General features: G+C 28.9%; 25 protein-coding genes and 1 pseudogene. 16 read left to right on the top strand and 10 right to left on the bottom strand.

Annotation, left to right across the window (positions count from 1 at the left end):
- Positions 1 to 120 precede the first annotated feature (120 nt).
- Entirely contained in the window at positions 121 to 1,017 is an 897-nt protein-coding gene (locus tag AB3G36_RS10290; protein ID WP_367752405.1) for a helix-turn-helix domain-containing protein, read from the top strand.
- 129 nt (positions 1,018 to 1,146) lie between these two features.
- Positions 1,147 to 1,629, top strand: a complete 483-nt coding sequence (locus AB3G36_RS10295) for a hypothetical protein (RefSeq protein WP_367752407.1) — start codon at positions 1,147 to 1,149, stop codon at positions 1,627 to 1,629.
- A gap of 206 nt (positions 1,630 to 1,835) precedes the next feature.
- Here AB3G36_RS10295 and AB3G36_RS10300 read toward each other — a convergent pair.
- Positions 1,836 to 2,195, bottom strand: a pseudogene (locus AB3G36_RS10300) (glucosamine-6-phosphate deaminase); the annotation flags it as partial.
- Positions 2,196 to 2,868: 673 nt separating this feature from the next.
- On the opposite strand from AB3G36_RS10300, the gene AB3G36_RS10305 reads away from it, so the two are divergent.
- Positions 2,869 to 3,162, top strand: coding sequence for a hypothetical protein (locus tag AB3G36_RS10305; protein ID WP_367752409.1), 294 nt, complete (start codon positions 2,869 to 2,871; stop codon positions 3,160 to 3,162).
- A complete protein-coding gene (locus tag AB3G36_RS10310) occupies positions 3,156 to 3,737 on the top strand; it encodes a hypothetical protein (protein ID WP_367752411.1) in 582 nt (193 codons plus the stop codon). The genes AB3G36_RS10305 and AB3G36_RS10310 overlap by 7 nt, the downstream gene beginning before the upstream one ends.
- Before the next feature lie 731 nt (positions 3,738 to 4,468).
- Here AB3G36_RS10310 and AB3G36_RS10315 read toward each other — a convergent pair.
- Positions 4,469 to 5,206 carry a hypothetical protein gene (locus tag AB3G36_RS10315; protein ID WP_367752413.1) on the bottom strand — a complete coding sequence of 246 codons (738 nt, stop codon included), beginning with the start codon at positions 5,204 to 5,206 and terminating at the stop codon, positions 4,469 to 4,471.
- A gap of 255 nt (positions 5,207 to 5,461) precedes the next feature.
- Positions 5,462 to 6,142: a WG repeat-containing protein gene (locus tag AB3G36_RS10320; protein WP_367752415.1), complete on the bottom strand. Its 681-nt coding sequence runs from the start codon at positions 6,140 to 6,142 to the stop codon at positions 5,462 to 5,464.
- A 44-nt stretch (positions 6,143 to 6,186) separates the two neighbouring features.
- On the opposite strand from AB3G36_RS10320, the gene AB3G36_RS10325 reads away from it, so the two are divergent.
- On the top strand, positions 6,187 to 6,393 hold the full coding sequence (locus tag AB3G36_RS10325; protein WP_367752417.1) for a hypothetical protein: 207 nt from the start codon (positions 6,187 to 6,189) through the stop codon (positions 6,391 to 6,393).
- 177 nt (positions 6,394 to 6,570) lie between these two features.
- On the opposite strand, the gene AB3G36_RS10330 is transcribed toward AB3G36_RS10325, so the two are convergent.
- The 6 genes from AB3G36_RS10330 to AB3G36_RS10355 all read right to left on the bottom strand — a co-directional run bounded on the left by AB3G36_RS10330 (position 6,571) and on the right by AB3G36_RS10355 (position 12,145).
- A complete protein-coding gene (locus AB3G36_RS10330) occupies positions 6,571 to 7,494 on the bottom strand; it encodes a hypothetical protein (RefSeq protein ID WP_367752419.1) in 924 nt (307 codons plus the stop codon).
- A gap of 95 nt (positions 7,495 to 7,589) precedes the next feature.
- Positions 7,590 to 9,131, bottom strand: coding sequence for an IS1182 family transposase (locus AB3G36_RS10335; RefSeq protein ID WP_367752421.1), 1,542 nt, complete (start codon positions 9,129 to 9,131; stop codon positions 7,590 to 7,592).
- Between the two features lie 257 nt (positions 9,132 to 9,388).
- Positions 9,389 to 10,255, bottom strand: a complete 867-nt coding sequence (locus AB3G36_RS10340; protein WP_367752423.1) for a DUF3800 domain-containing protein — start codon at positions 10,253 to 10,255, stop codon at positions 9,389 to 9,391.
- A 321-nt stretch (positions 10,256 to 10,576) separates the two neighbouring features.
- Entirely contained in the window at positions 10,577 to 10,927 is a 351-nt protein-coding gene (locus AB3G36_RS10345; RefSeq protein ID WP_367752425.1) for a hypothetical protein, read from the bottom strand.
- Between the two features lie 158 nt (positions 10,928 to 11,085).
- Positions 11,086 to 11,718 (bottom strand): recombinase family protein, encoded by a 633-nt coding sequence (locus AB3G36_RS10350; protein ID WP_367752427.1) that lies wholly within the window; start codon positions 11,716 to 11,718, stop codon positions 11,086 to 11,088.
- Between the two features lie 136 nt (positions 11,719 to 11,854).
- Positions 11,855 to 12,145, bottom strand: a complete 291-nt coding sequence (locus AB3G36_RS10355; RefSeq protein WP_367752429.1) for a hypothetical protein — start codon at positions 12,143 to 12,145, stop codon at positions 11,855 to 11,857.
- Positions 12,146 to 12,291: 146 nt separating this feature from the next.
- On the opposite strand from AB3G36_RS10355, the gene AB3G36_RS10360 reads away from it, so the two are divergent.
- The 4 genes from AB3G36_RS10360 (at position 12,292) to AB3G36_RS10375 (ending at position 15,295) form a co-directional block, all read left to right on the top strand.
- Positions 12,292 to 12,570 carry a helix-turn-helix transcriptional regulator gene (locus tag AB3G36_RS10360; RefSeq protein ID WP_367752431.1) on the top strand — a complete coding sequence of 93 codons (279 nt, stop codon included), beginning with the start codon at positions 12,292 to 12,294 and terminating at the stop codon, positions 12,568 to 12,570.
- A 191-nt stretch (positions 12,571 to 12,761) separates the two neighbouring features.
- Positions 12,762 to 13,418, top strand: a complete 657-nt coding sequence (locus tag AB3G36_RS10365) for an endonuclease/exonuclease/phosphatase family protein (protein WP_367752433.1) — start codon at positions 12,762 to 12,764, stop codon at positions 13,416 to 13,418.
- Between the two features lie 138 nt (positions 13,419 to 13,556).
- Positions 13,557 to 14,294 (top strand): HNH endonuclease, encoded by a 738-nt coding sequence (locus AB3G36_RS10370; protein ID WP_367752435.1) that lies wholly within the window; start codon positions 13,557 to 13,559, stop codon positions 14,292 to 14,294.
- Positions 14,295 to 14,344: 50 nt separating this feature from the next.
- Positions 14,345 to 15,295, top strand: coding sequence for an HNH endonuclease (locus tag AB3G36_RS10375; protein WP_367752437.1), 951 nt, complete (start codon positions 14,345 to 14,347; stop codon positions 15,293 to 15,295).
- 452 nt (positions 15,296 to 15,747) lie between these two features.
- On the opposite strand, the gene AB3G36_RS10380 is transcribed toward AB3G36_RS10375, so the two are convergent.
- Positions 15,748 to 16,134 carry a hypothetical protein gene (locus AB3G36_RS10380; protein WP_367752439.1) on the bottom strand — a complete coding sequence of 129 codons (387 nt, stop codon included), beginning with the start codon at positions 16,132 to 16,134 and terminating at the stop codon, positions 15,748 to 15,750.
- Between the two features lie 451 nt (positions 16,135 to 16,585).
- Here AB3G36_RS10380 and AB3G36_RS10385 point away from each other — a divergent pair, with 451 nt between their 5' ends.
- From AB3G36_RS10385 to AB3G36_RS10415, 7 genes are read left to right on the top strand one after another with little or no spacing between them, the layout of a single operon-like run.
- Positions 16,586 to 17,884: a hypothetical protein gene (locus tag AB3G36_RS10385; RefSeq protein WP_367752441.1), complete on the top strand. Its 1,299-nt coding sequence runs from the start codon at positions 16,586 to 16,588 to the stop codon at positions 17,882 to 17,884.
- Positions 17,885 to 17,888: 4 nt separating this feature from the next.
- The gene (locus AB3G36_RS10390; RefSeq protein ID WP_367752443.1) at positions 17,889 to 18,317 is read left to right on the top strand and encodes a hypothetical protein; all 429 of its coding nucleotides are present in this window, start codon (positions 17,889 to 17,891) and stop codon (positions 18,315 to 18,317) included.
- A 4-nt stretch (positions 18,318 to 18,321) separates the two neighbouring features.
- A complete protein-coding gene (locus AB3G36_RS10395; RefSeq protein ID WP_367752445.1) occupies positions 18,322 to 19,758 on the top strand; it encodes a hypothetical protein in 1,437 nt (478 codons plus the stop codon).
- A gap of 4 nt (positions 19,759 to 19,762) precedes the next feature.
- On the top strand, positions 19,763 to 23,191 hold the full coding sequence (locus tag AB3G36_RS10400; RefSeq protein WP_367752447.1) for a hypothetical protein: 3,429 nt from the start codon (positions 19,763 to 19,765) through the stop codon (positions 23,189 to 23,191).
- Between the two features lie 3 nt (positions 23,192 to 23,194).
- The gene (locus tag AB3G36_RS10405) at positions 23,195 to 23,911 is read left to right on the top strand and encodes a hypothetical protein (protein ID WP_367752449.1); all 717 of its coding nucleotides are present in this window, start codon (positions 23,195 to 23,197) and stop codon (positions 23,909 to 23,911) included.
- Between the two features lies 1 nt (position 23,912).
- A complete protein-coding gene (locus tag AB3G36_RS10410) occupies positions 23,913 to 24,539 on the top strand; it encodes a BatD family protein (protein ID WP_367752451.1) in 627 nt (208 codons plus the stop codon).
- A 60-nt stretch (positions 24,540 to 24,599) separates the two neighbouring features.
- Positions 24,600 to 25,898, top strand: coding sequence for a hypothetical protein (locus tag AB3G36_RS10415; protein ID WP_367752453.1), 1,299 nt, complete (start codon positions 24,600 to 24,602; stop codon positions 25,896 to 25,898).
- The last annotated feature ends 2 nt before the right edge of the window (positions 25,899 to 25,900 follow it).

The raw sequence follows: 25,900 nt of genomic DNA on the forward strand, positions 1-25,900 counted from the left end.
AATAAGGTCAAATTAGTATACATATTACGGCTGTTATAACCATTATTACTGATATTGCTTTTGGCTATAACTTATTTAAAATGTGTGTCCTATATTTGTATTGTAATTAAAGGAATAGCTATGGAGACCATTATTAAAATTGATAAAATTTCTCAGTACAATGCACTAAAGGATATTGAAACAAGACATCCGTTGATAAGTGTTTTTGATAACAGCAACACTAAGAACTTACCCAATCATTGTAAAATGTATTTTGGTTTATATGCTGTTTTTTTAAAGGCGGGAAATTGCGGGGAATTAAAATATGGTAGAAATACCTATGATTATGATGATGGAACTATGGTTTTTATTGGTCCAGGGCAAGTTCTTGAAATCAATAATGAAGATAATTACCAGCCTACAGGTTTAGCACTACTTTTTCACCCAGATTTAATAAAAGGAACCGCTCTTGGTAAAAAAATGAGTCAATATTCGTTTTTTTCGTATGATTCGAATGAGGCTTTACATTTATCTTTGAAAGAACAACAAATCATTAAAGATTTATTTAGTAAACTGGAGTATGAATTAGATCAATCCATTGATAAACATAGTAAAAGTATTATTACCAATAATATCGAGTTGCTATTAAACTATTGCATTCGATTTTATGATAGGCAATTCATCACCAGAGAAAATATAAACACTGATATTTTATCAAAATTCGAAAACCTATTAAACGATTATTTCCAGTCAGAAACTACCCAAGAATTAGGGTTGCCTTCTGTTGGGTATTTTGCAGATCGTTTGCATCTTTCTCCCAACTATTTTGGGGATTTAATTAAAAAAGAAACGGGAAAATCGGCGCAGGAACACATGCAACTAAAATTGATTGATGTGGCCAAGGAAAAGATTTTTGATACTGAAAAATCAATTAGTCAAATCGCATTTGAACTTGGTTTTAAATACCCTCAGCATTTTAATCGTATGTTTAAAAAAAGTACTGGCTTTACGCCAAATGAATATAGAATGATGAATTAATGGTGTGCTCCTTACGTACTAATTTTTGTTAGTTTCATTTTATTGTTTGCCAATAACTATTTTACTTAAAATTATTTATTTGTAAGTTAGCACTGGCAATTACCACATTATTAATTAAATCTTACTATTATGAAAAATTCGGGTCTGTTTTGTTTGTTGTTGACTTGTATTGCACTCGGAAGCTGTAAAAACAATCAAAGCGAAAATGGTGGAGAAGGCAGTCATGTAAAGGCTGAAAAACCAATAAGTGTAACCACTTATAGAGCAGTATATGAACAAGATACAATTGACTTGAAAGTGAATACTTTGAAAAGTGGAAAAATAACAGGCGATATGGAAATGAAAATTTTTAATATGCCAAAAAAAACAGGAAAAATAGCAGGCGAATTCCGTGGAGATACTTTATTTGCTAGCTATACTTTTTATCAAGGTGGATATGAAAAAAAAACATACAAGAATCCTATGGCTTTTCTTAAAAATAAAGAAGAACTTATTTTAGGTAACGGAAAAATTGAAACTACGATGGGAGCTTCTTATTTTATTAAAGGAGAACCAATAGATTTTGAACGCGTAAAATACAAATTTGCTAAGTTGGAAGATGTCAAAATTTAACCATTAAATAGAGGGGGAGTTCCCTATTTTTAATTTTGACTCTGTTACAAACTATTTAAATATTCAATATAGGATTGAGAAAATCAAAGAAAATCATTCAGGTTTTATTTGATGATCTTTTTCCAAATTAAAATAATGCCTGATCCGTTTGGAACAGGCATTTTTATTAATGTCTCACTTTGAGAAATAATTACAATTTACTTAAATTAATAATCAAAACGTTTAAATGCTTCAATGGCTTCATATTCAGCTAAACCTAAATCATCATAAAGTTTCGCAGTATTTTTGTTGCGATCTTCGGCTCGTACCCAAAATTCTCTTGAGTCGTTTCCTTGAAACATTACTCTGTCTTTTTGGGATTGATGGTATAAAATCGCATGTCTTTTTAATAAAACTTCATCAGGACTTAGTGGAACAGCCATATCTATTTCGTGGATATCCCATTCATGCCAAGCACCTCGGTACAACCATAACCAACAGTCATTCATAAATGGTTTTGTTTTTAGAACTGCCATAGCGGCAAATATTGCATTCAAACAAACTTCATGAGTACCATGCGGATCCGAATTTGCCTCATTCGATACACGATTTAATGAATAAAAGGGGGATTGGCTAAAAGCAAAAATCCCGTAAATCATAAGATTTACGGGATTTTGATACCATTTGTTTTTTAACTGGCGGAGAAAGAGGTTCTTCCACCTACCTTAAAACGTTAACGTTTACTATACTTCCCAGAGGTTACTTTTATAGGGTAATCCATAGAGTAACTCTCATTTTGTTTTACTATTAATTTATGTTAATATTTATTTTGTGTTACAAATATATAAATTAATCAATCACACATTAAATTAGTTTTATTATTGTTCCAATGTGCTGCAGGGAATCCTTGGGAATCCCTCGCTATTCCTTATAAAAACTCAGAATTTTGCATTGTTAATTTAAAAATGTAAAAAAAAAAATGAGGAAGACAAGTATCGAGTGGACACAAGACAAATTGGATAGAGCACTATTTGTATATAGTAATTCAATATCGTTCATTAATTAAACTAAAGCTTATGGTTATCAATTTCCGTTAGTTATTTTTCAAGAAATAAGCAAAATGCACCAACGAAAAACAGACAAAGTAGATGTTTGTTTCCAAACTGATTTTCTAAACGAATTAATTAAAGACTTCTTGGAAAATGAAAGACCAATTCTAGCAACTTTAAAAAAGCTTAATCAATATAAATAAATAAAAATATGAAAACAAAAATTAAAAAACATGATCCAATTGTTTGGACAAAAGAGAAAACTCCACTGAAAGATTTTTTTATGGTAGCCAGAGGGCTCGAATTGAACTATATAATATATGTAAAAGACTCCGAAGGAAATAATAACAGTGTCTGGGCAACAAGTAAACAAGACCTAATAAGATGCTTTACTTTTTTTTCAAAAAATAATTATTTTGGAAGAATCGAAATATTAGAAATTGCAATACAATCTGGATTCGCAGATTTAGTAGATAATAATTTAAACAAAAAGAACCTATGTTAATTAACGAAAAAAAAATCGCCTCAATTCATGAGGCTGGACACGCAATTATCTATCACATATACGGATATAATATTGATTCAATTACACTAACAGATGATGGAAGCGGAATGGTAAATGCACTTAGCTATAAGCCGACTACCGACATGATTAATTCTGACCTTAATATTTTATTCAATAAGATGGACATATACGGAATGATATGTTTAAGTGGCTATTGTGCAGAACTTAAATTTAAAAATAAAAGATTAAATGGACTGATGACAATTTCAAATCCGAATAAGGATCTTTATTTGGAAAATGATATTGACAGTTTAAGAAATGAGATGAAAAAAGGAAATGAAATTTTAGGTGATGAATATTTCGATAATTCATATTTTTATTTTATTCAAACTGATACAAGAAAATTTATTGGTAAAAAGAAAATTTGGGATGCTATTATTAATCTTTCAGAGGAATTAATGAGTTCGGAAACTTCTTATTTTGAAGGAAAAAGGGTTCATGAAATTTTAAACAAACATGTTAAACATGGTGCTAAAAAGAATGAATATTGTAATATAATAAACTTCATAAATTAATTTTATGGTGAAAATAAACAAATACATAGAAGCCAATTTCGGTGTAAACAAAATTGACAGTGCTGAATTAAAATAGGATTTCGAATTGACTGAGGAAAAAATTTTATTTCTTAATAACTTAGAATTTTTTCCTTTTCATGAAATAGTACCATGTAGAGCGGCAGGTTAAGTAATATCTAATGTATTTAATGTAATTGCTATTATGATCTACCGCACAACTTTTTTAGATCCAATGTGCGTAGCATTATTAGACTATTATTATGGCATTGAAATGTATATAAAAAAAAGGAATTGATACAGGACTTGATGAAAATATAAAACATATGAGAATGTCAAAATATATTTTTAAAAAATTGGATCCAATTAACAATGAACTATGTTTTATATAAACAATTTAAACTTTTGAAACTCTTCTTTTCTACAGGTGTGGCTAAGTGAATAAATATGGACCTAAAATTGGTTTATCGTGGATGATGATACAGGAGCAGATCTGGGTAATGTCCCGCATCTTTCAAGATGTTTGGGACTAAATTAAGCCATTATTCGAATTTGCCAAATCATCCTAAAAACAAAACCGACTTCCCATTAAGCTAATTAACCAAATCCGTTGTAGTAGTAGTTATAGGCGGGTTTTATATAGATTTTCCTTTTAAATGATGTCTAAATTCTCCAGTTAAATTTGCAAATGTCTAGAAATGTTTGTTGGCAGCTGGCATTAACTAAGTATTAAATTATTTCCATTCACTAAGCATTGTCAACAATTTTTCCATTAATTCAAACCAAATTTTTTTTCTTAATTCTTGTTCCGATTTTTTATCAAGGTTTTGATTCTCGTTAATATATTCTGTAATTAAAGCATCAACTATAGCTTCTGAAGATGTGGTATAAGGGTCTTCTTTATTTATGTAATTTTCAATAGATAAATATCCTGTTCTACCTGAATTCCATGTTATAGTTCGCCCTTCTATTTCTTGTAGATCATTATCTATTTTAGTTTGTAAGTCACTCCATTTATTGTTTTCTAAATCTTTTCCGTCAAGAGCATTTTTATGTAATTTAATTAAATCATGGAAATATTTTTTATCTCTTTCTTGCTTTGGAATCATATCGGTTAAAATCATAAGTTCCCATTTGTGAAACATTAAAGAGTAATCAATACCGACATTGCATGATATTAAAAAGGCAGGATAAAAGTACTCTTCATAGTTTTTTCCAAAACCAATAAAATCATTTGAATTATGATTGTTAATGGTAAGCAGTAAATTTCCTAACCAATTAGGTAAACCTAAATTATCAGGAAAATTTTCGTAATCTTCTAAAAAACAGTCAGGGGTGGTGTAAGTTCTATTTAGATTTAATATCTTTTCTGCTATTTCCTGGGCTGATTTTGGAGCTTTTTTCATATTCAACCAATCATATGTAGAAGCTAAATTTTTTTCTTTTATTTCGTGATTATTTTTAAATGACAATAGCATAGTTATGTATAATAAATTAATTCCTAATGTTTTAATTCTTCAATGTTGGCAAAATTGCGTTAGATTCCTTAGTTTGCTAAGCGCTTGCTGCTAACGTTCTGTTTCTACAGCGGGTTTGGGATTAAATTAAGCCCTATTTTCGGATTTGCAAAAACATCCCAAGTACAAAACCATCTTTCAATTAAGCCCAATGCCCAAATCCTTTGTAGTGGCTGTTGTAGGACGGCTTTTCTATAGGTAACTGTTTTTTTATGATAAATTACCTCTTAAATCAATTTTTTTAATCACTCCATCTATCCTAACATTTGCAATGCCATTAGAAAAATTCTCAGCGTGTTCAAAAATAAAATCAATTACTATTTCTCCGTTGTTGTTAACAAAACCATAGTCTAAATTATCATTTATTGCCAATGCTAAGCCTTCTGAATAACCATCTATAATTCTGTAGTTTTTGTTAGAAAAAATGATGTCTTTATTTGAGACTTTACCTTTGAGTATTGAAATTTTATTTTCAAATTCCTCTTTTGTTAAAATATTTGAATCTAATAGAGCTTTTAATTGACTGTATTCTTTTGATTTTAATATTGTTAGTTCAGTTTTTTGACTATTAATCTTTTCAACTTTTTCTTTGAACTCTTCTTCCGTAATTAATCCACTATTTTTTAATTCTTGAAGATTAATTTTTGAATTATCAATTTTCTTCTCTTCATTGTGATTTGTTACTTCTTTTTTATATTCTTTAGACTTTTTGAACTGGTGATAATTGTAGAAAAAGAGTATAATTGCACTGATCCATTGTAGAGGAGGAAATAAAATAAAAAGTAATAATACATACTTTTGAGATTTTGTAAAGCAATCTGAATTCCAAATGTAAGTGGTTATTCCAATTGCTAAGCCTACAACTAATCCAACTCCAATATTTTCATTCATAATTTTATTTATATTTGGTTTAAAACTTCTAAATTATATTTATTATGAAAACAATTAAAATAATAGACTGCTTTAATAATGAACACAATGTTAATGTGGAAATGATTTATAGCATAACTGAATTTCAAAATAAAACCGAAACAATAATTACCATAAATCTAAATCATAAAGACGATAATTATACTTTTTCAACTATTAAAACATATGAACTTAAAAAGGAAATTTTAAAAAGATTGGAAGGATACAAATAATATCTAATTTGTACACGTGGTTCTTTTTAAGCTGTCCTACAACGTTCTGGTACTACAGCGGGTTTGGGAATAAATTAAGACCTATTTTCGGATTTGCCAAATATCCCAAATACAAAATCAACTTTCCATTAAGCCAATTGCCCAAATTGCTTGTAGCGTGTGTTAGCACCAGTTTTTCTACATTCCATAGTAAGTTTTTACAGCTTCTGCAATTAAGCTTCCAGCCGCACCAATTCCTATATTCCAAGAACCGTCAAGTGCTTTTCCTAACATTTTCTGTGTCCAAGTATTTACTTTTTGTCCAAATGTTTTATTGTCAAAGTTTGGTTCTTCCGTATCTATTATGTCTATCAATTCGGTTGTGTCTGCATCACTTAAACCAATTTCTTGAAGATGTTTAGCTAATTCTTCTTTATTACCTTTATTAATGTTTATGGTTGCAGTGATATTTGCTTTTTCTCCTGTATTCAGAACGTTTCCGTCTCCTGAATTATTTATTATTGTTTGATTCATAATTGTTGCTATTTCTTCTTTTTTAGTTTTCAATTCTTCAATTTCTGTAATGTTTCCAAACTCAGAATCTATCTTCAACATAAAATCAAGTAAGTTATTTCTAACGAATGACAATATTTCAACTACTGCATTTACAGATATTGACTTTTTGCAATTAACCAATTGCAAATAAGGATTACCCATTTTTCTCCAATTTTGCTGAATAAGTCCAGTTAGTTCAGCAGGAAATGTATGTTCTAATTTTCCAGATTTATTTTCTCCTTTTAAAGTTTCAAGACTTGAGATGCTTTGATAAAAATCCATTGAATGTAACATTTCTTCCAACTCTTTTTTTAGTCCAATTGTCGGAACAGGTTGGTCATTGTATTGCATACTTCCGTTAATGTAAGTACCAGTGATATTTCCGTTATACTTTCTATAATCTGGCAAATCGCCTGCTGTATCGTAACCTTTTAATTCATTACTAACCCAATTTAATAGAACTTCATTTTGAAGTCTGCTTGCGAGAACTTTGGTTTTTAAAAGTGGTGAACTTATTGATTTTTCAGTGTCAATTAGTTCATTGATTATGTCGTTAATTAGTTTCATATCTCTGTCGTTCTAAAATTGGTGCTAACGTCAGTTCGTCTAATAACCTGCAAACAACGTTGTTTTGTATTAATTATAAAGTAAATATAGACGATTTAGATTACAATTAGCTTCTTTTTGTAAAAAAGGAATTGGATTGGTAATACTATAAAAGAACCGTAAAAAGCTTTAAAAAGTGGCTTTATTACAACAAAAAATAAAGCCACAGTTTTTAGGTACTGTTTTAATTCATTTTGGTCAATTAAGTTGAATATTCTCTTGAGGTTGTAGGCTGTGAAGATGAGTCCTACATCAGCGGAGGCATGTTTAATGGTTTTCTTGGTCATAATATAATAGAAGTCCCATTGGCGTTTGATTACTCCATAAGGATGTTCTACTATGGCTTGTCGTCTGCGATATACTTCATAATTATTCTCGATTCTCACTTTGTTTTCATAAATCAAATCGGCATACTGGGATCTCTCGATGAGTCTTCCTTTTTTGTTTTTGGTACATTTATTAAAAAAGGTACAACTCATACAAGCATTTGTTTTGTAATGCTTCATTTTAGTGATTGACTTACCGTTTGTTTTATTGTACCAGTTTGCGTTGGAGTTCAGTGTTTGATTTGCGGGGCAAATATAAGTATCGTTGTCTTTATTGTATTTAAAATGCTCTACATCAAAAGCTATATCTGGTGCGTGAGCTGATACGCCAGGAATGGCAACTAATACGTCAATTCCCAGTCGATTAGCATATTGAAATTCGCTACCTGTGTGATAGCCTTTGTCATAAATGGCGGTAAAATCATTGTGTCCTAAAATGGCTTTAGTGCGACGCAACATACCGCCCATAGCTTTAGAATCATTTTCGTTAGTGACTTTAAAATCAATCGGGATATTGTGCAGCGCATCTACTGTGGTTTGTACGGTATAAGCCACTTCCGAGATATTATTTCTGGTCATAATTTGGCGACTATCAGGGTCTGAAGTAGAGATTTGAGTTACCCCAGTGGTGTCAATAATCTTTTGATATTCGATATATTTTTGTTTTTGAAAGGAATGTTTTTTAACCTTCTTTAGAATTTTTTCTTTCTCAACTTCATCGGCATCCTCTTTGGCGAGAGCCGTATTGTATTCTTCCAATCGTGCATCGATGTATGCAATATGACGCTCAATTTTAGCTGGATTGAAATTGTTTTTCTTGGAGTTTTGAGCTCTTAGTTTAGTACTGTCTCCAGCGACAAGGCTTCCGCCAATGAGTTCAAAGTGTGCAGCCATTTTTACTGTAGCACGAAAAACACGAGCAATGGCTTTAGGATTGTCTTTTCTGAAATTGGCAATGGTATTATGATCTGGAGCTAACCCTTTGATGAGCCACATCAATTCAATATTACGAGCACATTCTTTTTCTAGAGCACGGGAGGAACGCATTCTATTGAGGTAGCCGTAAATAAAGAGTTTAAGTAAATCGGAAGGATGATAGGCAGGTCTGCCGTTTTCGACAAATTGGAAATCGAATCCAAAATCTGGTAATTTAAGACTATCTACAAAAAGATCAATGAGTCTAACTTGATTGTCTTGTGCAATGGCCTGATCGATGGATGAGGCAAAAAGAGGGAGTTGGTTTCTGTTGGTCCCAGAAATGAATTTACTCATAAGCTATCTTTTTTAGCAGTATAAAAACATACTTAAAGATAAAGAAAATCAGTTAGTTATCAAAATATTTTGAACGATTTTTAATACAAATGATAAAATAACGGGGAGGGAGGTTTTTAGACAGTTTGACGTTCTCGCGCCTTGCGCCGTTTGCGACTTACCAAGACGAGTATTTTCGGCTAAACGAAAATACAAATTAAAACGGTAATTCCACTAAATTCGCAAATGGCGCAAGACGTGTGTTGGCAGAAGTAATTTTATTTAGTTTTAGATGAATTATTTTCTCTCTTTCTTTGAACTTTTTCCCATAACTCTAAATTCCCATCTTTTTCTCTTTTCATTAATTGGTCATTGTCATAATCTTCTTTTGTGTAATCGTCAATATCAATTTCTTTTTTTGTTACACCAATACCTACCTGTTCACTTAATGCAAAACTTATATTTTCTACAACAAATTTGTCAAATTCAGTACGTTTATCTTTAACTAAAGTTGTCTGCATTCTGTTTATTGAATATGCAAAATAATCAGCAATTTGTAATAATGGATAATCTTTAGATGATTTATATTCAATTAGATTATCATCAGTTATATTTTTTAAAATTTCAAATTGTTCAGTATAGTTTGCCTTTTTTCGACCTTCATCCATTACAATTTCGATATTTGTATTTGGATAATTTTCTTTTAAATATTCTTTGATTTTTATTGTCAATAAAATTAAACAGTTGTCTTCATTTTTATTTAAATCTAACTTATCAATAATTACTTTACCTTTTACTTCAATTCCGTTTTCTTCAAGTGTATCGTTGTGAATTGTTTGGACAAAATACGGTAATTCTAATCGAGAAATTAAATCTGAGATTTGTTCTATAATTTCTATAACTTCTTCGTTTGTAAGATTAGAATATTCATTTTTCTTATTAACTAAATCTGTCATATGTATTTCATTTATCCCAAATGCACTGTTTAAAATTAGAATAATTCCTTTGATGCAATTTTCTAAATCTTCTCTTAAATCTGAATGAATAAAAACACCAACTAAAGTTTTTCTATTCTCCTTTAGAAATTTTGATTCATTAAAATTCCCTGGTGATGAAGTATCATCGATTACAATTAAATGTTTCATTTAAAATTATGATTTAATATTTTGAAATTAGTTGTTGTATGAGAATTTCCTCTTTTGCGTTATTATTTCTGCCAATAGGCGCGCGCTAGGCGCTGCTTCCAAGTTGCGCTTAGCGCGAAGTTGGGAGAAGTGCGCGCCTATTGGGAAAGATGCGTCGCGCATTTTTTCCAACTTGTATATAGGCGATACAAACTTTCGTATATACACCCAAATATGGGTAGATTGACGTAGGTTTGTTTCGCTTTATTGATTTTCAAATATATTTATAAATTCTTACAAATCGTCAAAAAGGCTTTTAATTAGCTGTATGTTTTTTATACTTTACCATTCTTTATTAAATTCCGCTATATACATCGAGTATTTAAAGCAATCAGAAATGTCAAAGAAATAATTGGTCTCTTCATAAATATTCGCAAAATCCCCATTTGCTGATATTCCAATTTTAATCAGATCAATATATTTTCCTTCGTGGATTACTAATTCTTGCTTTAATAGAATCCATTCCATTTGAATACTACGACAAGCATACTTTATGCAAATTCTTTCTAAACTTACATAGTTATATTTTTGTGAAATATCGATAATAATGGGACTTTCAATTCTAGCACCATCGCCACCTTTTATAGGTAAGTTAACATTAAACTCTTTTAAAATTTTCTCTCTGAATTCCATATGTTTTTATCAAATAACAGTGTTATGGATCTTGTTTTAATTTTATAATGTATTGATTAGTCTCGTTTTTCATGGTTTTCTAATAAAGTAATAACACTAAAAACTTCTTTAAACCATAAAAGTGAATTATGTGAATATAAATTACCGTCTCTCCTTAACTATTCAAATATTTGATTTTTAAGTAACTCTTTCACCTTTTTTACCGTATTAGCAGAAACTTTATAATCATTTTCTGAAGCTAATTTAGCAATCTGTCTTAACGATAGTTTTGGATTTGATTTGATTGCCTTCGCTGTTCTTTTATGTTTAAAAATGGTCTCTTGTGGGGTATCTTTGGTTCCAGAAACTCTGCCTTTATAAACTCCACCACGAAGCTTAGCTTGTAGAATCCCTTCTGCTTGTCTTTCAATTAAACTTAATTTTTCCAAAGAACTCAGCTCACTAAGAATTGTGGTGATTAAATTAAATACGGGATTTGATTTGCCGTTAATCATCGATTCAAGACCTAGATTTTCTATTTTGACAATTACACCTTTATCATAGAAAAATTGTAAAGTCTGCAAAACGTTAATAGTATTACGACCAGCTCTATCAATAGCATGAAAAGTCACATAATTAATTTCTCCACCTTCAACTGCTTCAATAAGTTTTTTGCCTAAGGGTCTTTCATTAAATGGAACAGAACCACTAATAATATCTATAAATAATTTTTCGTCTGGATGAGCTATAGCTAACTGACGAAAATTTTTTTGCCCTTGACTACTTTGACGAATGTACCTTGCTTTTTTCATAAGTGTTTTTATTATTGTTTTATGTGCAATATTAGGGTGGTGTATATTTCACAATTTATTTTATTGGAAATCCTATAAAATTAATAGGAGCTTTTGCTATCTGTATGATTATACCCTAATTCTGCACAATGGGTCGCTATTTTCCTTCAATGTAATCTAGTATAGAAATTAATTCATCACAATAAACATCTTCAACTTCTTTAATCACTTCCTCCGTTTTGTTTATGAATGTGATTGAATAAGTATCAATCCATTTTAATTGAATTCTGACAGTTCCTTTAAGTTGGAAACCGTTAACTTGAAATTGTAAACCGCCTTGATATTCTTTTGATTCTGGTAATGCAATAAAATTACTGGAGCCATATGCCACCAAAGCCCATTTATCAGCATATCTTATTTGTTCAATTATTGTTTTAGCGATTTCCATATTGTTGTGATTATAAAATGACACTTGATTAATACAATACAAAGTAAAGTAATGTTTAATTAAAAAGCAAGTTTTGTTTTATGTTTTATTATAATAATTAAGCTGAACTTGATTAATTTATTATATTTGTAAAAAAAAATGATCTAATGGCTATACTTCGATTAAAAGAAATAATAAATATTAAAGGAATCTCAAGAGATGAACTAGCTAATAAGGTAGGAGTTTCTGCAACGACTATATCAAATATTTCAAGTGAAAAAAATTTACCGACAATTCAACTTTTGTTGAAAATTGCAGAAGCGATGGATGTCGATGTGAGAGAATTGTTTGTACCAACTAAAGGTAGTTTAGTTACTCAAAATGAAGTAGATCAAGCTAAGGAATTAATTGAGAAAGGATTAACAATTTTAAATGGTCATAGATAGAATAAAAAACTAATCCAATTTATTAGGATGTTTTTAAAAAGAATTTGTGTTTAGTGAAATATCTTACATATATTAGCTATCAGGAATAAGTGGCAGATATGGAATAATCTATTTTTTTTATGTTGGAGTAGGTTTTGTTGAAATTTATTCAGGTCCAAATTACTTTTAATTTCAACTTTGATTGCGGTAAAATGAAAATATTAACTTGGAATCTACAAAGACCAAAATATAAAAATCAACTGATTCTTGATAAGTTACAAGAATTTGATGCAGACATTATAGTTTTGACTGAGACAAGTTCATTCATTAATCTTGGAGAAAATTATAATTCTCATTCAACAGAAAACTTATTTAAAGGCTATGATGGTATAACAGATTATAGAAATGAAGAAAATAGAACAACTATTTGGACAAAGTATAAAATTGTTAAACAGCATAAAACCTTTGATAATTTCACAAGTGTTTGTGCTGAAATTAAAACACCTTTTGGATTTTTAAATGTTTATGGAACTATTATAGGTGTTTTTGGGGGTAAAGATGAACGGTTTAAAAGTGATTTAAAATCTCAACTTTTAGACTTTGATAAACTTACTGGAAATATCTGTATTGCTGGAGATTTCAATGTTCAGTTGTCTGGTTATGCTTATCCCAGTCATACTGCTAGAAATTCACTTAATCAAATTTTTGATAAACTAAATCTTAAAAGTTTGACTTCTATAATTCCTCTAAATGTTGAACACATTATTGTTAGTAACGATTTTGTGAATAACAGAACAATATACATTGAAACTTGGAATGAAGAAAAAACTCTCAGTGATCATATTGGAATTTGTATAACTTTATTTTAATAAAAACTATAGTCGACTACATCTTCAAAAAATTCCAGCGTTTATTAATTGCCTAAAATTTATACTTTTAATTGGTAATTAAAAAAAAATATTTTAAAAGTATAAGAAGATCCTGAAAACTAAATAAACATTAAAAAAATGAAACTTATATCAAATCTTGAGCAGTTACTTGAAAATATTAATACAGTTGAAAATTACTTAACAGAAGGGACCGAAGAGGAACAAATTGAAGTTTCGGATTTAATCAGACGAGGTTCTTGTTTGATTTCTTACCAGGTTAATGAAGAAGTAAGATTTGCACCAAGTAGGTTTTTAGGATATCAAAAAAATTCACTTAAAGTTTATGTTCGTTCCCAAGTTGATGGAAGAGATACAAATGTTGTAATTAATAGGATTTTGAATGCCAAACCTTTTCCAGATGAAAGTTTAAGAATAAAATATATTTCATATTGTGAAAATTTAGGATTAAAAGCAGACAATAAGAAACATAAATTTTGGAAATTAAATTTAAAAAATGATTTTCAAAAAAATGAAGAATTATCGGGAGAATTTCCAGAAGGAAAAATTGTTGAAAGAATACATAAATCAAGGGAAAGAAATTCGCAAGTAATTCAGATGGCGAAACAGAACTTCAAAAATAAACATGGAAAACTATTTTGCCAAATATGTGATTTTGACTTTGAAGATAATTATGGTTCAATTGGTAAAGATTATATTGAAGGGCATCATACAATTGCGGTGAGCGATATGACGACTGATTATAAAACAAAACCAGATGAAATAGCAATGTTATGCTCAAATAGTCATAAAATGGTTCATAAAAAAAGACCTTGGTTGACTATGGATGAATTAAAAAAATTAACAAAAAAGGTGTAAGACAAGAGAAAATTAATAAAATCGTATCGGCTAAAACGAAACAACAAAGAATGGAGAAATCATACAAAGATGCTAAATTGTTTAGCAATATTTTATTAAAAACGAAACTTTCAGATTCTTTAAATATCGGTAGTTTTAAACTAGATTATACCAAAGGAGTTTTGGGTAAAACAATTCTTTCTAAAAATTACGGATTACATATTAATCTCTTGGAAAAAACGCACGATTACACATTTCCTATTATGAATGGTAATTTAGAAATCTCATTAGAATTGTGCTCTAGTCGAAATTATGATTATCGTCTATTTTGCAACAGTTCTTGCAATGGAGTAAAAGGGATGTTGTTTATGCTAAATTTAGACACTCAAAAAGATGCAGAGGGAATTATATTTTTAACTCAAAAGATAAAATTTGTGGAACAGTTAGATATAAACCCCAAAATTGCAGCAGAATATAGACGTAATAAACAGCTAGTATTTGTTAATTACTTACGTAAATTAGGATTTGAAGTCACAGATAATAACGATTTAATTTTTGGAATATTTGATACCAAAAGTGGAAAATTATTGAATACAACAGCTGAGAAATTTTTAAATGATTTTATTGCAATTTCTATTATCAAAGGCCATTTTATGTCAAATAAAGGTTATGAGTTAGAAATTATACCAAGTTACAAATATGATTATAATCTATATGAAACTAAAGATTATGAAATTGAAAAGAAATCTCAAAAGATAATTATTTCAAAAACCAATAGAGTAATACCGCTAGGGATTAGATATAAAGTATTAGAAAGAGATAATGGTAAATGTAAGTTATGTGGAAAAAGTCCTGAGCAAGATGACGTTATTTTACATTTAGATCATATACTACCATATTCTTTAGGAGGACTTACTGAGATGAAGAATTTACAAACCTTATGTTCTCATTGTAATATCGGTAAAAGTAATAAATCAAGTGTTGACTGGAGAAATGCTGCTAGCAGTACAAAAAAATTTTAAACCGATATTAAAAATTATAGGGAAGCACATCTTAAATAAAAACTACGATACAGAAGAGTTACAAGATTTTTTAAATTCGTCAATTTATGGAGGGTATTAATTTTGCATGTATAGGTGGTAATTAAATCCTGAAAAAAAATTTCAAAAATTTTTCCCCAGAATTTTTCACCGACAATCAGTATTACACCCCACCAATATACCAGGGAGGTATATGAGTTAGCGGTAAGAGGGGAGGTCCTCCCACCTTATATAGATTGCAACACAAAGATTTTCTATAATTAATTGTCTAAATATTACTATAATTATTTACTGACGACAGAGGTGCTAATGATACGCGTTATCTGTACGTTTTAGTAGGGTATTATATAGGTAATTACATGCATATTACATGTATACATGCGTTTATTGTAAGTTGTTCAACCATCCTAACACATCGATGGGGCAAAAAAGGTTTATTTAAGATTTTCTCTCTCTTCACACAATTTTGCATACTCGTCGCTCAATAACCAATCTAACATTTCAGGGCTATAATCAGTCTTTATTGTTACTTGAAGTTGTTCTTCGTAAATTTCTTCAACTGGTTCTTTGGTCTTAAAAATTAATCTAAATAGCCCAGACAAAATAATCCAGATTAATAACAAAACGCCTGCTGAAATGCAAGCTGCTAAATTTAACAGCGCAAAAAACACACCAAATATACTAACATCACCAGGGACGCTTTTAGCGGCACTAGCGCGAAAACCTTCGGCTAAATATCCCGTGAACAGATTGTACTGTGTTTGCGACCGAAAGGATCCGTCTAAAGGAAAAAGGAAATTGTGGTTTGAGATATTAGCCATTTACTTTTTAATTAGTTATAAAAATGCTCTTTTATTTGTTCCTTCAAATTCTGAAATTACTATAAATTCTGAGGTTATAAGTTACTAAATTTTTAGGAGAAATCCAAGTAAATTCGCTGATATCTTAGATGTTTTGATTTCTAAATATCACTAAAAGTGGGTATTGTAATTCTAAGTTAATACTTGGTTATTTACATCTTAACAATAAATTTACTATTTAGCTTAATTAACATTGGACTATATATAAAGAAAAATTATTTTTTTTCTTTAAAATGTGGAAAACCGTAAAGTGCTTATTGTTGTTAAGAGTAAGTTTGAAGAATATTGATAATCTACAATGAAGTAAAATATTTTAAATGAATACTAAAATAGTAATAATGATAGTAATAAAACAATAATTGATTTTTTTAAAAAAATAAAGACTATAATCTTAAAAATTCGTAAGCTTCCAATGAAAATACTTTTTAAAACAATCTTAATTCTTTCAATATTTCTTGCAGTAAGCTGCAAACGTGGTAGAAATGAAGAATTAGATAAATCAGAACAGACAAAAGAAACATTAATTAAGCCCATTGTCAATGTTTATATTGAAAATTCGGGTAGTATGTTTGGTTATATTAGTGGTAATACTGAATTTAAAACCGATATTAGAGAATTATTGACTTTACTGAAGTTTAATTATGGTGATAAAAATGTTAACCTATCTTTTATCAATTCTAAAATATATCCAATAACCACTATTAGTAAGATCGATTATATTACAAATCTAACACCATCTATTTTTAAAGTTGGAGATATTTTTCACAGCAATATAAACGAAGTCTTCAAGCAAGTTTTAAATAAAACTTCCAAAAATACTATTTCAATACTTATTTCTGATTGTATCTATTCGGTTAACGGAAATGCAGATGATCTATCTGTTCAAAAAACGGGAACAAAAGATGTTTTTCTAACTAAATCCAAAGGTGAATTTAATATTTCTACGTCTTTTATAAAGCTAAATTCAAGGTTTAATGGTACTTATTACGATATGAATAATGGAAAACATAAACTGAATGACGAAATGCGTCCTTATTATATGGTATTAATGGGAAGTGATGTTGCCTTAAATGATATTACCTCTAAGTTTGATTTTTCAAGTGATAAAATGAAAGGATATCAAAATAAAGTAGTTTTATCAAGCAATAATTATTCTAAACAAATCTATTATACTCTCGTAAATACAAAAAATGATATTGGTAGATATAGAATATCTAGAGAGGCCTCGACTAAAGATGCAGATAAGGGAATGGAAAATATTGAATTGAATAATAGATCAGATGGAAATTTTACTTTTTCTATTGCTGTTGATTTAAGTTTAGTGCCTGCTGAGGCAGATTATTCCTTAAATAAAAATAATTATAAAATAACAGAAGGGAATTATAAAATAAAATCCATCCAAAAATTTAATACCAAACTATTGTTGCCAACTTCGTTGTCGTTATTAGTGAAAAACAATAAAAAACCTACTCACTTAATCACATTTGAGGCTACAACTAAAAACTTTACTAATTTGAAATGTAAATTAGAAAATAAAATTCCAGATTGGATTAATCTAACCAGTACTGAGAATGATACCAATTTAGATAGCAGTAATAACAAAACATTTGGCTTAAAATATTTGATAGAAGGAATTAGTGAGGCTAATCAAATTATTAATCCAAAGTCCATAGATTTTTTCGAAATGAATTTAACAATAAATAACAATTAATAATATGGAGGATTTTTTTGCAGCAATTTATGAGGGATTTCACCCTTTAGATTTATTTTATATTAAAGATTTTTCTCAAGACATGTATCGAAGTGGCTCCTATATTTCAATAGGCCTTGTAATGTTAATTTCATCTTTTATTTTAATGTCTTTATATTATTTTGTATTGTCTAATTATGGAAAATTCTATAAGAAAATTTATTGGTTATTGTGGATATCGGTATTGTGTATAATTAATTTTTTCGTTGCCTATTTTAACAGTTTAAATGCAATGGAGAATTTATTTGCAGCCTCAGATAATGGTCATCCGTATGGTTTTACACAGTTCTTTACCTTTTCTATGGTAAACGTTTTCTGGACATTCTTCTTCTGTTCTCTTTTTTCAGTAGTATTAAAAATGAAAAGCATTACTGCTTCAAAAACTCCATTCTAAAATTATGGCTAAATTATATGTATTTGGAATCGGCGGGACTGGTTCTCGTGTTATAAAATCCTTAACAATGTTATTAGCATCTGGCATTGATGTAAACAATTTTGAAATTGTGCCTATCATTATTGATCCTGACCAAGCAAATGGTGATGTAACTAGAACAGTAGAAATATTAAAGAACTATCAGTATATTAGAAATAAACTAAGTTTTTCAGGAAATGAAGAAAATAAATTTTTTCAAACACCAATCACTAATAGTACTCAAAATTTTAAACTAGAGTTAAGTGATGTGAAAAATGATAGATTTAAAGATTATATTGAATACGCTTCACTTGATGAAAGTAACAAGGCATTATTAAGTATTTTGTTCTCAGATGAAAATTTAAATTCTGACATGGAGGTAGGATTCAAAGGGAATCCAAATATTGGAAGTGTGGTGTTAAACCAATTTAATAAATCCCAGGATTTTAGAGAATTTGCTTCATCCTTTGGGCAAGATGATAGAATTTTTATTGTAAGCTCTATCTTTGGAGGTACAGGTGCTGCTGGATTTCCTTTATTATTAAAAAATATTAGAAAAGGTTCTGACTTACCAAATGCGGCATTGATTCAAAATGCTCCTGTAGGTGCTATTACAATGTTACCTTATTTTGGCGTTGCACCAGATGAAAATAGTAAAATTGACAAATCCACATTTATTTCAAAAGCTAAGGCTGCATTAACTTATTATGAAAAAAATGTAAGTGGAAATAATTCTATTAATGCTCTATATTATATAGGAGATCACCCAAACAATGATTATACAAATAATGAAGGCTCATCAACACAAAAAAATGATGCTCATTTTCTGGAATTAGCTGCTGCATTAGCAATAGTTGATTTTGCAAAAACGGACTCATTCCTATTACAAAACAGCAATGGTGTAGCTCAAAATCCAAGTTATAAAGAATTTGGAATTAAGAATATTGTAAATGAAATTATCTTCTCTGATCTAGGAGAGGATACACAAACAGTTATAAAAAAGAATCTAACCCAATATCAATTGTTTAATTTATACTTAAAGGATAAATTAAATGATGCCACTGATCAGAATTGGGCTAAGAATATAAGCCTCGATTCTTTTTTAACAAATCCTTTTTTAAATAGTTATTTAAAAACTTTTAATAATTATTTTGCAGAATGGTTGCACGAAATGGGAAGTAATAAAATTAGCTTTAAACCTTTCGATTTAGATGCAAACCACACTAATTTATTTGAAATGGTAAAAGGTAAGAGACCTGATATCAGTCTACTAGAAAAAATGGGAAGTAAGAATTACAATAGATATAACCTCATACTTTCTAAGAATGAACCAAAAATCACTTCAAATTCTAAAGAAGAGAAATTTATGGCTTTATTTTATAAAACAACAGAAGATTTAGTTAAAGAAAAATATAATTTTTAATAGTATGGCTAAAGTATTTAGGTTTCATGATGATAATAATTCCATCGAACATTGGATGGATTCACAGCCTTATGGTAAAACAGCTATAGATGGAATTAAAGACCCAGATGGAGCAAAAGCATCAAAAGAAATAACTTCTATTCCTTCGCCTTTCGCAAGAATTGATTTAGTAAAAACCGCTTTTGAATATCTTGTTAACGGTAATAATTTAGACGGTAATACAATTTATCATAAAATGGTTTCTGATAGCTTAGATGTCGCAGAAATTTTCTTTAATATTGATAAATTTAAAGATAAAATTAGCATTATCGTTTGGGATAAAAACAAAGATTTAAATAATCTTTTAGAGTCTAAAAATCCCAAACATAAAATTTTAGGGGAAACTTTGCAATTATTTTTAACTCAGGATGCAAACGCATATAATTTTGACCATACACAAAGATTATATCTTTTGAATTATTTTGGTGGTCCAAACCCAGTTAATATTATTGGAGGAACATCACCAGCAACGTTGTTTTTTACATCAGCAAACAAATTAGATTATGTTAATATTGAATTTGGTAATGACAAAGTTTTTGATGGGTTATATCAACCATTCTATAAAAGGGACTTTGAATTTCAAAAATTTATTTACGGTTTAAGAAAATTTAATCCAGAATTCGTTAGCTATTTTAAAGCTTTTAATGATTACCTCGATCTAAATTTTCCTAAATTATCAAATGATCAGAAAAGTATTATCAATAATTTGAGCCAGTTGGATTTTGAAAACCAATTTACACAACTTTCTGCTGGAACGGATGGGAATCTTGTTGAGATTTTAGGTATCAACCTTCGAAAAAAGGGAGAGGCAAATCCTGGAAAAAAAAGTGGCTTTATAATTAATTCTTCAAAATTCCAGGGAATAAAACCGATGGTACTTCCTGTTGATGATTTTTCTGAAAAAATAGTATATACCTCGGATTATTGGAGTAGAGAAAAGAAAGCTCCTTTTGTTGATGACAAACCAATTAATCAACGAATATTACCTTTCGATGGTGCTATTTATCCATATTTAACTATTAGTGATTTCTTGGAGCCATATATCATTAAAACTATTTATCCGATTCATGCAGAAAAATTCTTCGACGGTAATTTAAATATTCAAGGTGATATTAATAAAGGCTACTTATTACCTATAAAAAAAGCATACTTTGATTATTTTGAGTTAAATGACTTAGAAGGGATAATGCCAGATGGTAAAAAAGTGATTGAAATAAATCAAATGCCTATCGGAGGGGTTAATGTAACGTTAAGAATACCAATACAAGACAATAAATATATCTCATATACCAGAACTTATCGACCGTCGGTAAATGAATACCAGATACTTGATCCTAAAATTGAAGAGAATAAAGGAGCCATAATTGAAAATCAATTTGGGCTAACTTTGTTTCCGTTCTTAAAGTTAGAAGAAGATGATAAAAATAATTATAGAATTGCATTAACAGATTATGATGTTAAATCACATACGAAACATAATCAGTATCAGTTAAATTTTTTTAAAAACAACGAAAATAAACAGGTTAAGGAAAAAGCTAAAAAAAGAAGAAGTAGTAAAGATATTCAAAACATAACATCCGACTACTATGTATTAGAAGAAGGGTTTGACTACATTGAGCTAAAAAACTCATGGGCCACAGGTTTAATTATTCCAAAGTTTAGAACTTTATCTCCAGGAACAGCTAAGTTTACATTTGCAGTGGATTTTGGCACAACAAATACCCATGTCGAATATAGAAAAGATGGCGGGGAACCTCAACCTCTTGAAATTAATGAAACGGATATTCAGATAGCAACTTTACATGATCCAAATAATGAACATACTATAAAAAATTTACAATCATTGTCTGCCTTCGCTATAACAGAAATAATGATTAAAGAATTTTTACCATTTACTATAAATCGAAATAGTGAGTATAGTTTTCCCCAAAGAACTGTAATAGTATCTAACAAAAATTTAGATTTAGATAAACCAACGTATAGCTTGGGTGATTTTAATATCCCTTTTTTCTATGAAAAAAACAATATAGCTGTAGGCTCAAAAGCAATAACAAATCTTAAATGGTCTGATTACACACAAAATCCAAACGATATTAAAATTATTGACGCGTACTTTGAGAACCTCTTGTTTTTAATAAAAAATAAAGTGTTGTTAAATGGTGGTGATTTAAATCAGACCAAATTAATTTGGATGTACCCCTCTAGCATGACAGATTATAGAATAAATATGTTGGATAGTAAATGGAATGAATTATTTAAAAAGAACATCAATTCAATTCATCTGCCTTTAAAAATGTCTGAAAGTATAGCTCCTTTTTATTATTTTAATACACAAGAAGGAATTCAAGCATTAGAAAACCCTGTCGTTTCAATAGATATTGGCGGAGGAACAACTGATATTGTAATTTATATTAATAATAAACCATGTGTACTATCCTCTTTTAAATTTGCTGCAAATGCTGTATTTGGGGACTTTATTGGGCGTTCTTCAAAGATTAATGGATTTATTTTAAAATATTTAAATCGAATCCAAAAATTACTGGAGGATAACAAACAATTTGACTTATTAAAAGTATTAGAAGAGATCAAAGAATCTGGAAAATCAGAAGATGTTATTGCTTTTTTCTTTTCAATTGAAAAAAACAGAACAATAAGAGAAAAGAACATTCCAATTTCATTTTCAAAAAAGCTTTCTTCAAATGCTGACTTTAAAATAATTTTTCTTTTGTTTTATGCGGCTTTAATCTATCATATTGCTAAGCTGATGAAAGCAGAAGGTTTAAAAAGACCTCGTTATATTACATTTAGCGGTACAGGATCTAAAACAATTAACTTGCTTGATGGCAATACTAAACTTTGTACTTTAAATGAGTTTACAAAATTAATTTTTAATAAAGTATTTGAACTGGACTCTGATTATCAATCAGAATTAAAACAAGTTGAAAATCCTAAAGAAATTAGTTGCAAAGGAGCCTTAATGTCTGATTTTGAAAGTCCATTAGATATAAACAAAATTAAATCAGTTCTCATAGGTGATACTGGAAACAATTTAATTCGAGAAAAGTCAATACTTTATAGCCAAATAGATTCTGATTTAGAAAAAGAAGTTATCAATGAATACAATCATTTTATAGAATTATTTTTTAACCTTAATAAGGAGTTTAAATTCAAAGATAAATTTGGAATAAACCCTTCAAATTTGAATGATTACTTATTTATGGTTAAGGAAAATAGTCTGGACAACCTTAAATTAAGTATAAATGAAAAGAAAAAAGAAATAAAAAATGATTTGAATATTGAATTAGAAGAAACTCTTTTCTTTTATCCTTTAATAGGTGCATTAAATAATTTAGCGCATAAAATACAAACAGAATTAACAAATCAAGAAAGCTAATTTATGAAAGCTATAGAATCGGAAACAAGTTTTTTTAGTTTTGAAGTAAACTTCTGGTTTATTCTTTTGATGATTATTTTCCTTTTTATCTTATATAAATTCTTTGATTTATTAAAAAGGGTAAATAAATCAAAAATCAGAATCGATAAATTAGAAGAAAAAATTGAGCATCATAAATGGGATATTTCAAGCTTAAAAAATGAAATTGAAATAGTAGCTAAAACTATAAATACTAAAACTCAATCACAACCTAATACTCGAAAAGAAGTTATCGTTCCTAAAGGACAACCTTTGTTGGACGTAAAAACGGAGCCTATTGATCTAACAATACAACCCCCTGTTAAAATAAATGAGCCGAAAGAGGAAACTATTGAACCAGCTATTATAATACAAGAAAAAATATTTTTTATGCCAGCTCCATCATCAGAAGGAGATTTTGATATAAGTAATAGTTCAGATATCTTTAAAGAAACTGTTACGTTATATAAATTTTTTATTCATAAAAATAATCCTGAAAAAGCTGATTTTGAATTTTATTCAGATGCAATAGGTATAAAGAATGCAGTTAATTATCCTGATAAATATTTAGAATCAGTTTGCAATATCTATAGTGGCTATAATCCAAATACTAAAAAAATAATTACTGAAACAAAAGGTACTGCTCAAAAAAATGGAGATAAGTGGGTAGTTAACAGTAAAGCTAAAATTAAATACGAATAAGATGCATGACTTAATTATAGGAGTTTTAATTATAGCAATTGTAGCTATACAATTATACATATTTTCAATAACATTGAAGAAAATAAAAATATTTAAAAATGTTCTTCCCAGCCAAGAGAATTTTAAAATAGTAAAAGTATTTATTAAAGAGAATGAGATTGAAACAATTTCATTAGTTGATATTTTCAAGAACCTGCCAGAAAATACTACCCTTGGCAATAAAATGTCAAAGAATAGTAACATAAAAGATTCTGTTCAAAATCTACAGCAAAATGAACAACTGAAAGTGAACTTTGAAGATGAAATTGATACATCTCAAATGTTATTCGAAATTGAAGCTGATAAGACATCTTTAATTATCAATCAAGTACTCAATCTAAAATTTAATATAAATGAAGATGGAGATAATTTTACTCCACAACCATTTGATGGATTTTCTCTCATCAAAGGCCCAATACAAGAAGTAAGTCAGGCATGGTTAGATGGTACTGGTACTTTTTTTAAATCTTATTCTTATATGTTAAAACCTATAAAAACAGGTGTTTTAGTAATAAATAAGGCAACTATCGAATTTGATGGGAAAATTCATCAATCAAACTCTCTTACAATAAATGTAAAAGAATACTAAAAAACAGATCGTAAAAATAATTCGAAAGTCTTCTGAGTTAGTATTTAAATAGATAATAAAATGAATGAAAAATATATAGAAGTAACACTAATTACTTCGGATAGGAATAATAGAGTTTTAGATAAAATTTTAGAATCGACTAATACGTATCTTATTCGAAATAAGGGTGCTGTAAGCGATTTTAACTTAATAAAAGATATCGTCGATCGTAATAGTGATGCAATCGATGAAGAGATAAACACTTTACTATCAATTCCGTTATATTTAGGTTTGATGGGAACTATGTTAGGGATTGTAATTGGCTTGTTTTTCATGCCAAGCATATCTGATAAAAGTTTCGAAACAGCTATCGATTTACTGATCGGAAGTGTGAAAATTGGGATGATAGCTAGTTTTGTTGGTCTTTTATTGACGGTTCTCTTGTCTGGTTATTTTTACAAAGGTGCGAAAGCGAAAGCCGAAAATACTAAAAACGATTTTTTTACATGGATCCAAACGCAATTACTGCCAATCTTATCGCAAAACACCACCTCAAGTATTTATTCACTTCAAGCTAATTTACTTAAATTCAATGATACTTTTTCTACGAATGTTGTTAGTTTTAATGGTGTTCTAGGAAAAATTCTTGAATCATTTGACAGTCAAGTTAATTTAATGAATGAATTAAAAGAAGTTGATGTTGCTCAATTAGCAAAAATTAATATTACCGTTTTAAAAGAATTGCGGACAAGTACAAAAGAATTTGAAAAATTTAATACTTATTTGCATCAAGTAAATTCTTTTGTTGACAATGCGCAGAAATTAAATTTTCAAATAGGAAACCAACTAGAAAGAACACAATCTATAGAACGAGTTGCGGAATCAATTGGTTCTAACGTTATAGCAAATAAAGAAATAATAAGCATATTGCAATCAGAATTACATGAAGTTTCCAATAGAAAGCAATTTGTTTCTGATGCAGTAATAGATATAGATAATTCAATTACAAAAAGTTTAGAAAATCTAAAAGGGCATATTGAAGCTCAGATGGAATCAATTAGAAATATTACGATAAAAGAAGAAAGCTTTTTAGAGAATTTATTAGGAAATGATAGAGGGAATTTAAATGAGCTTAAAAAATTAGGTAAATTAGAAAAAACAATGTCTAGTATTGAAAAAGCAACTGCACTTCAAAATGATAAGTTAGATAAATTAGGTAACGGTTTAATCGAGTTAACAGAAGTTTTAAAAAATCAAAAGCAAGTAGATTTCAAATTACCTGTTCCTTTAAAATATATGTCATTTGCATTTTTTGGTTCTGGGGCAACTATAGGGATTGGATATTGTTTATGGTCGATTTATAATTTATTTTTTAAATAATA

Source organism: Flavobacterium sp. WC2430, from assembly GCF_040822075.1.
GTDB lineage: Bacteria > Bacteroidota > Bacteroidia > Flavobacteriales > Flavobacteriaceae > Flavobacterium.

Excerpts from the sequence above, each read along its gene's own strand:
- AB3G36_RS10290 (WP_367752405.1), top strand. The coding sequence starts at position 121 with ATGGAGACCATTATTAAAATTGATAAAATTTCTCAGTACAATGCACTA.
- AB3G36_RS10295 (WP_367752407.1), top strand. The coding sequence starts at position 1,147 with ATGAAAAATTCGGGTCTGTTTTGTTTGTTGTTGACTTGTATTGCACTC.
- AB3G36_RS10305 (WP_367752409.1), top strand. The coding sequence starts at position 2,869 with ATGAAAACAAAAATTAAAAAACATGATCCAATTGTTTGGACAAAAGAG.
- AB3G36_RS10310 (WP_367752411.1), top strand. The coding sequence starts at position 3,156 with ATGTTAATTAACGAAAAAAAAATCGCCTCAATTCATGAGGCTGGACAC.
- AB3G36_RS10320 (WP_367752415.1), bottom strand. The coding sequence starts at position 6,142 with ATGAATGAAAATATTGGAGTTGGATTAGTTGTAGGCTTAGCAATTGGA.
- AB3G36_RS10325 (WP_367752417.1), top strand. The coding sequence starts at position 6,187 with ATGAAAACAATTAAAATAATAGACTGCTTTAATAATGAACACAATGTT.
- AB3G36_RS10330 (WP_367752419.1), bottom strand. The coding sequence starts at position 7,494 with ATGAAACTAATTAACGACATAATCAATGAACTAATTGACACTGAAAAA.
- AB3G36_RS10335 (WP_367752421.1), bottom strand. The coding sequence starts at position 9,131 with ATGAGTAAATTCATTTCTGGGACCAACAGAAACCAACTCCCTCTTTTT.
- AB3G36_RS10340 (WP_367752423.1), bottom strand. The coding sequence starts at position 10,255 with ATGAAACATTTAATTGTAATCGATGATACTTCATCACCAGGGAATTTT.
- AB3G36_RS10345 (WP_367752425.1), bottom strand. The coding sequence starts at position 10,927 with ATGGAATTCAGAGAGAAAATTTTAAAAGAGTTTAATGTTAACTTACCT.
- AB3G36_RS10350 (WP_367752427.1), bottom strand. The coding sequence starts at position 11,718 with ATGAAAAAAGCAAGGTACATTCGTCAAAGTAGTCAAGGGCAAAAAAAT.
- AB3G36_RS10355 (WP_367752429.1), bottom strand. The coding sequence starts at position 12,145 with ATGGAAATCGCTAAAACAATAATTGAACAAATAAGATATGCTGATAAA.
- AB3G36_RS10360 (WP_367752431.1), top strand. The coding sequence starts at position 12,292 with ATGGCTATACTTCGATTAAAAGAAATAATAAATATTAAAGGAATCTCA.
- AB3G36_RS10365 (WP_367752433.1), top strand. The coding sequence starts at position 12,762 with ATGAAAATATTAACTTGGAATCTACAAAGACCAAAATATAAAAATCAA.
- AB3G36_RS10370 (WP_367752435.1), top strand. The coding sequence starts at position 13,557 with ATGAAACTTATATCAAATCTTGAGCAGTTACTTGAAAATATTAATACA.
- AB3G36_RS10375 (WP_367752437.1), top strand. The coding sequence starts at position 14,345 with ATGGAGAAATCATACAAAGATGCTAAATTGTTTAGCAATATTTTATTA.
- AB3G36_RS10380 (WP_367752439.1), bottom strand. The coding sequence starts at position 16,134 with ATGGCTAATATCTCAAACCACAATTTCCTTTTTCCTTTAGACGGATCC.
- AB3G36_RS10385 (WP_367752441.1), top strand. The coding sequence starts at position 16,586 with ATGAAAATACTTTTTAAAACAATCTTAATTCTTTCAATATTTCTTGCA.
- AB3G36_RS10390 (WP_367752443.1), top strand. The coding sequence starts at position 17,889 with ATGGAGGATTTTTTTGCAGCAATTTATGAGGGATTTCACCCTTTAGAT.
- AB3G36_RS10395 (WP_367752445.1), top strand. The coding sequence starts at position 18,322 with ATGGCTAAATTATATGTATTTGGAATCGGCGGGACTGGTTCTCGTGTT.
- AB3G36_RS10400 (WP_367752447.1), top strand. The coding sequence starts at position 19,763 with ATGGCTAAAGTATTTAGGTTTCATGATGATAATAATTCCATCGAACAT.
- AB3G36_RS10405 (WP_367752449.1), top strand. The coding sequence starts at position 23,195 with ATGAAAGCTATAGAATCGGAAACAAGTTTTTTTAGTTTTGAAGTAAAC.
- AB3G36_RS10410 (WP_367752451.1), top strand. The coding sequence starts at position 23,913 with ATGCATGACTTAATTATAGGAGTTTTAATTATAGCAATTGTAGCTATA.
- AB3G36_RS10415 (WP_367752453.1), top strand. The coding sequence starts at position 24,600 with ATGAATGAAAAATATATAGAAGTAACACTAATTACTTCGGATAGGAAT.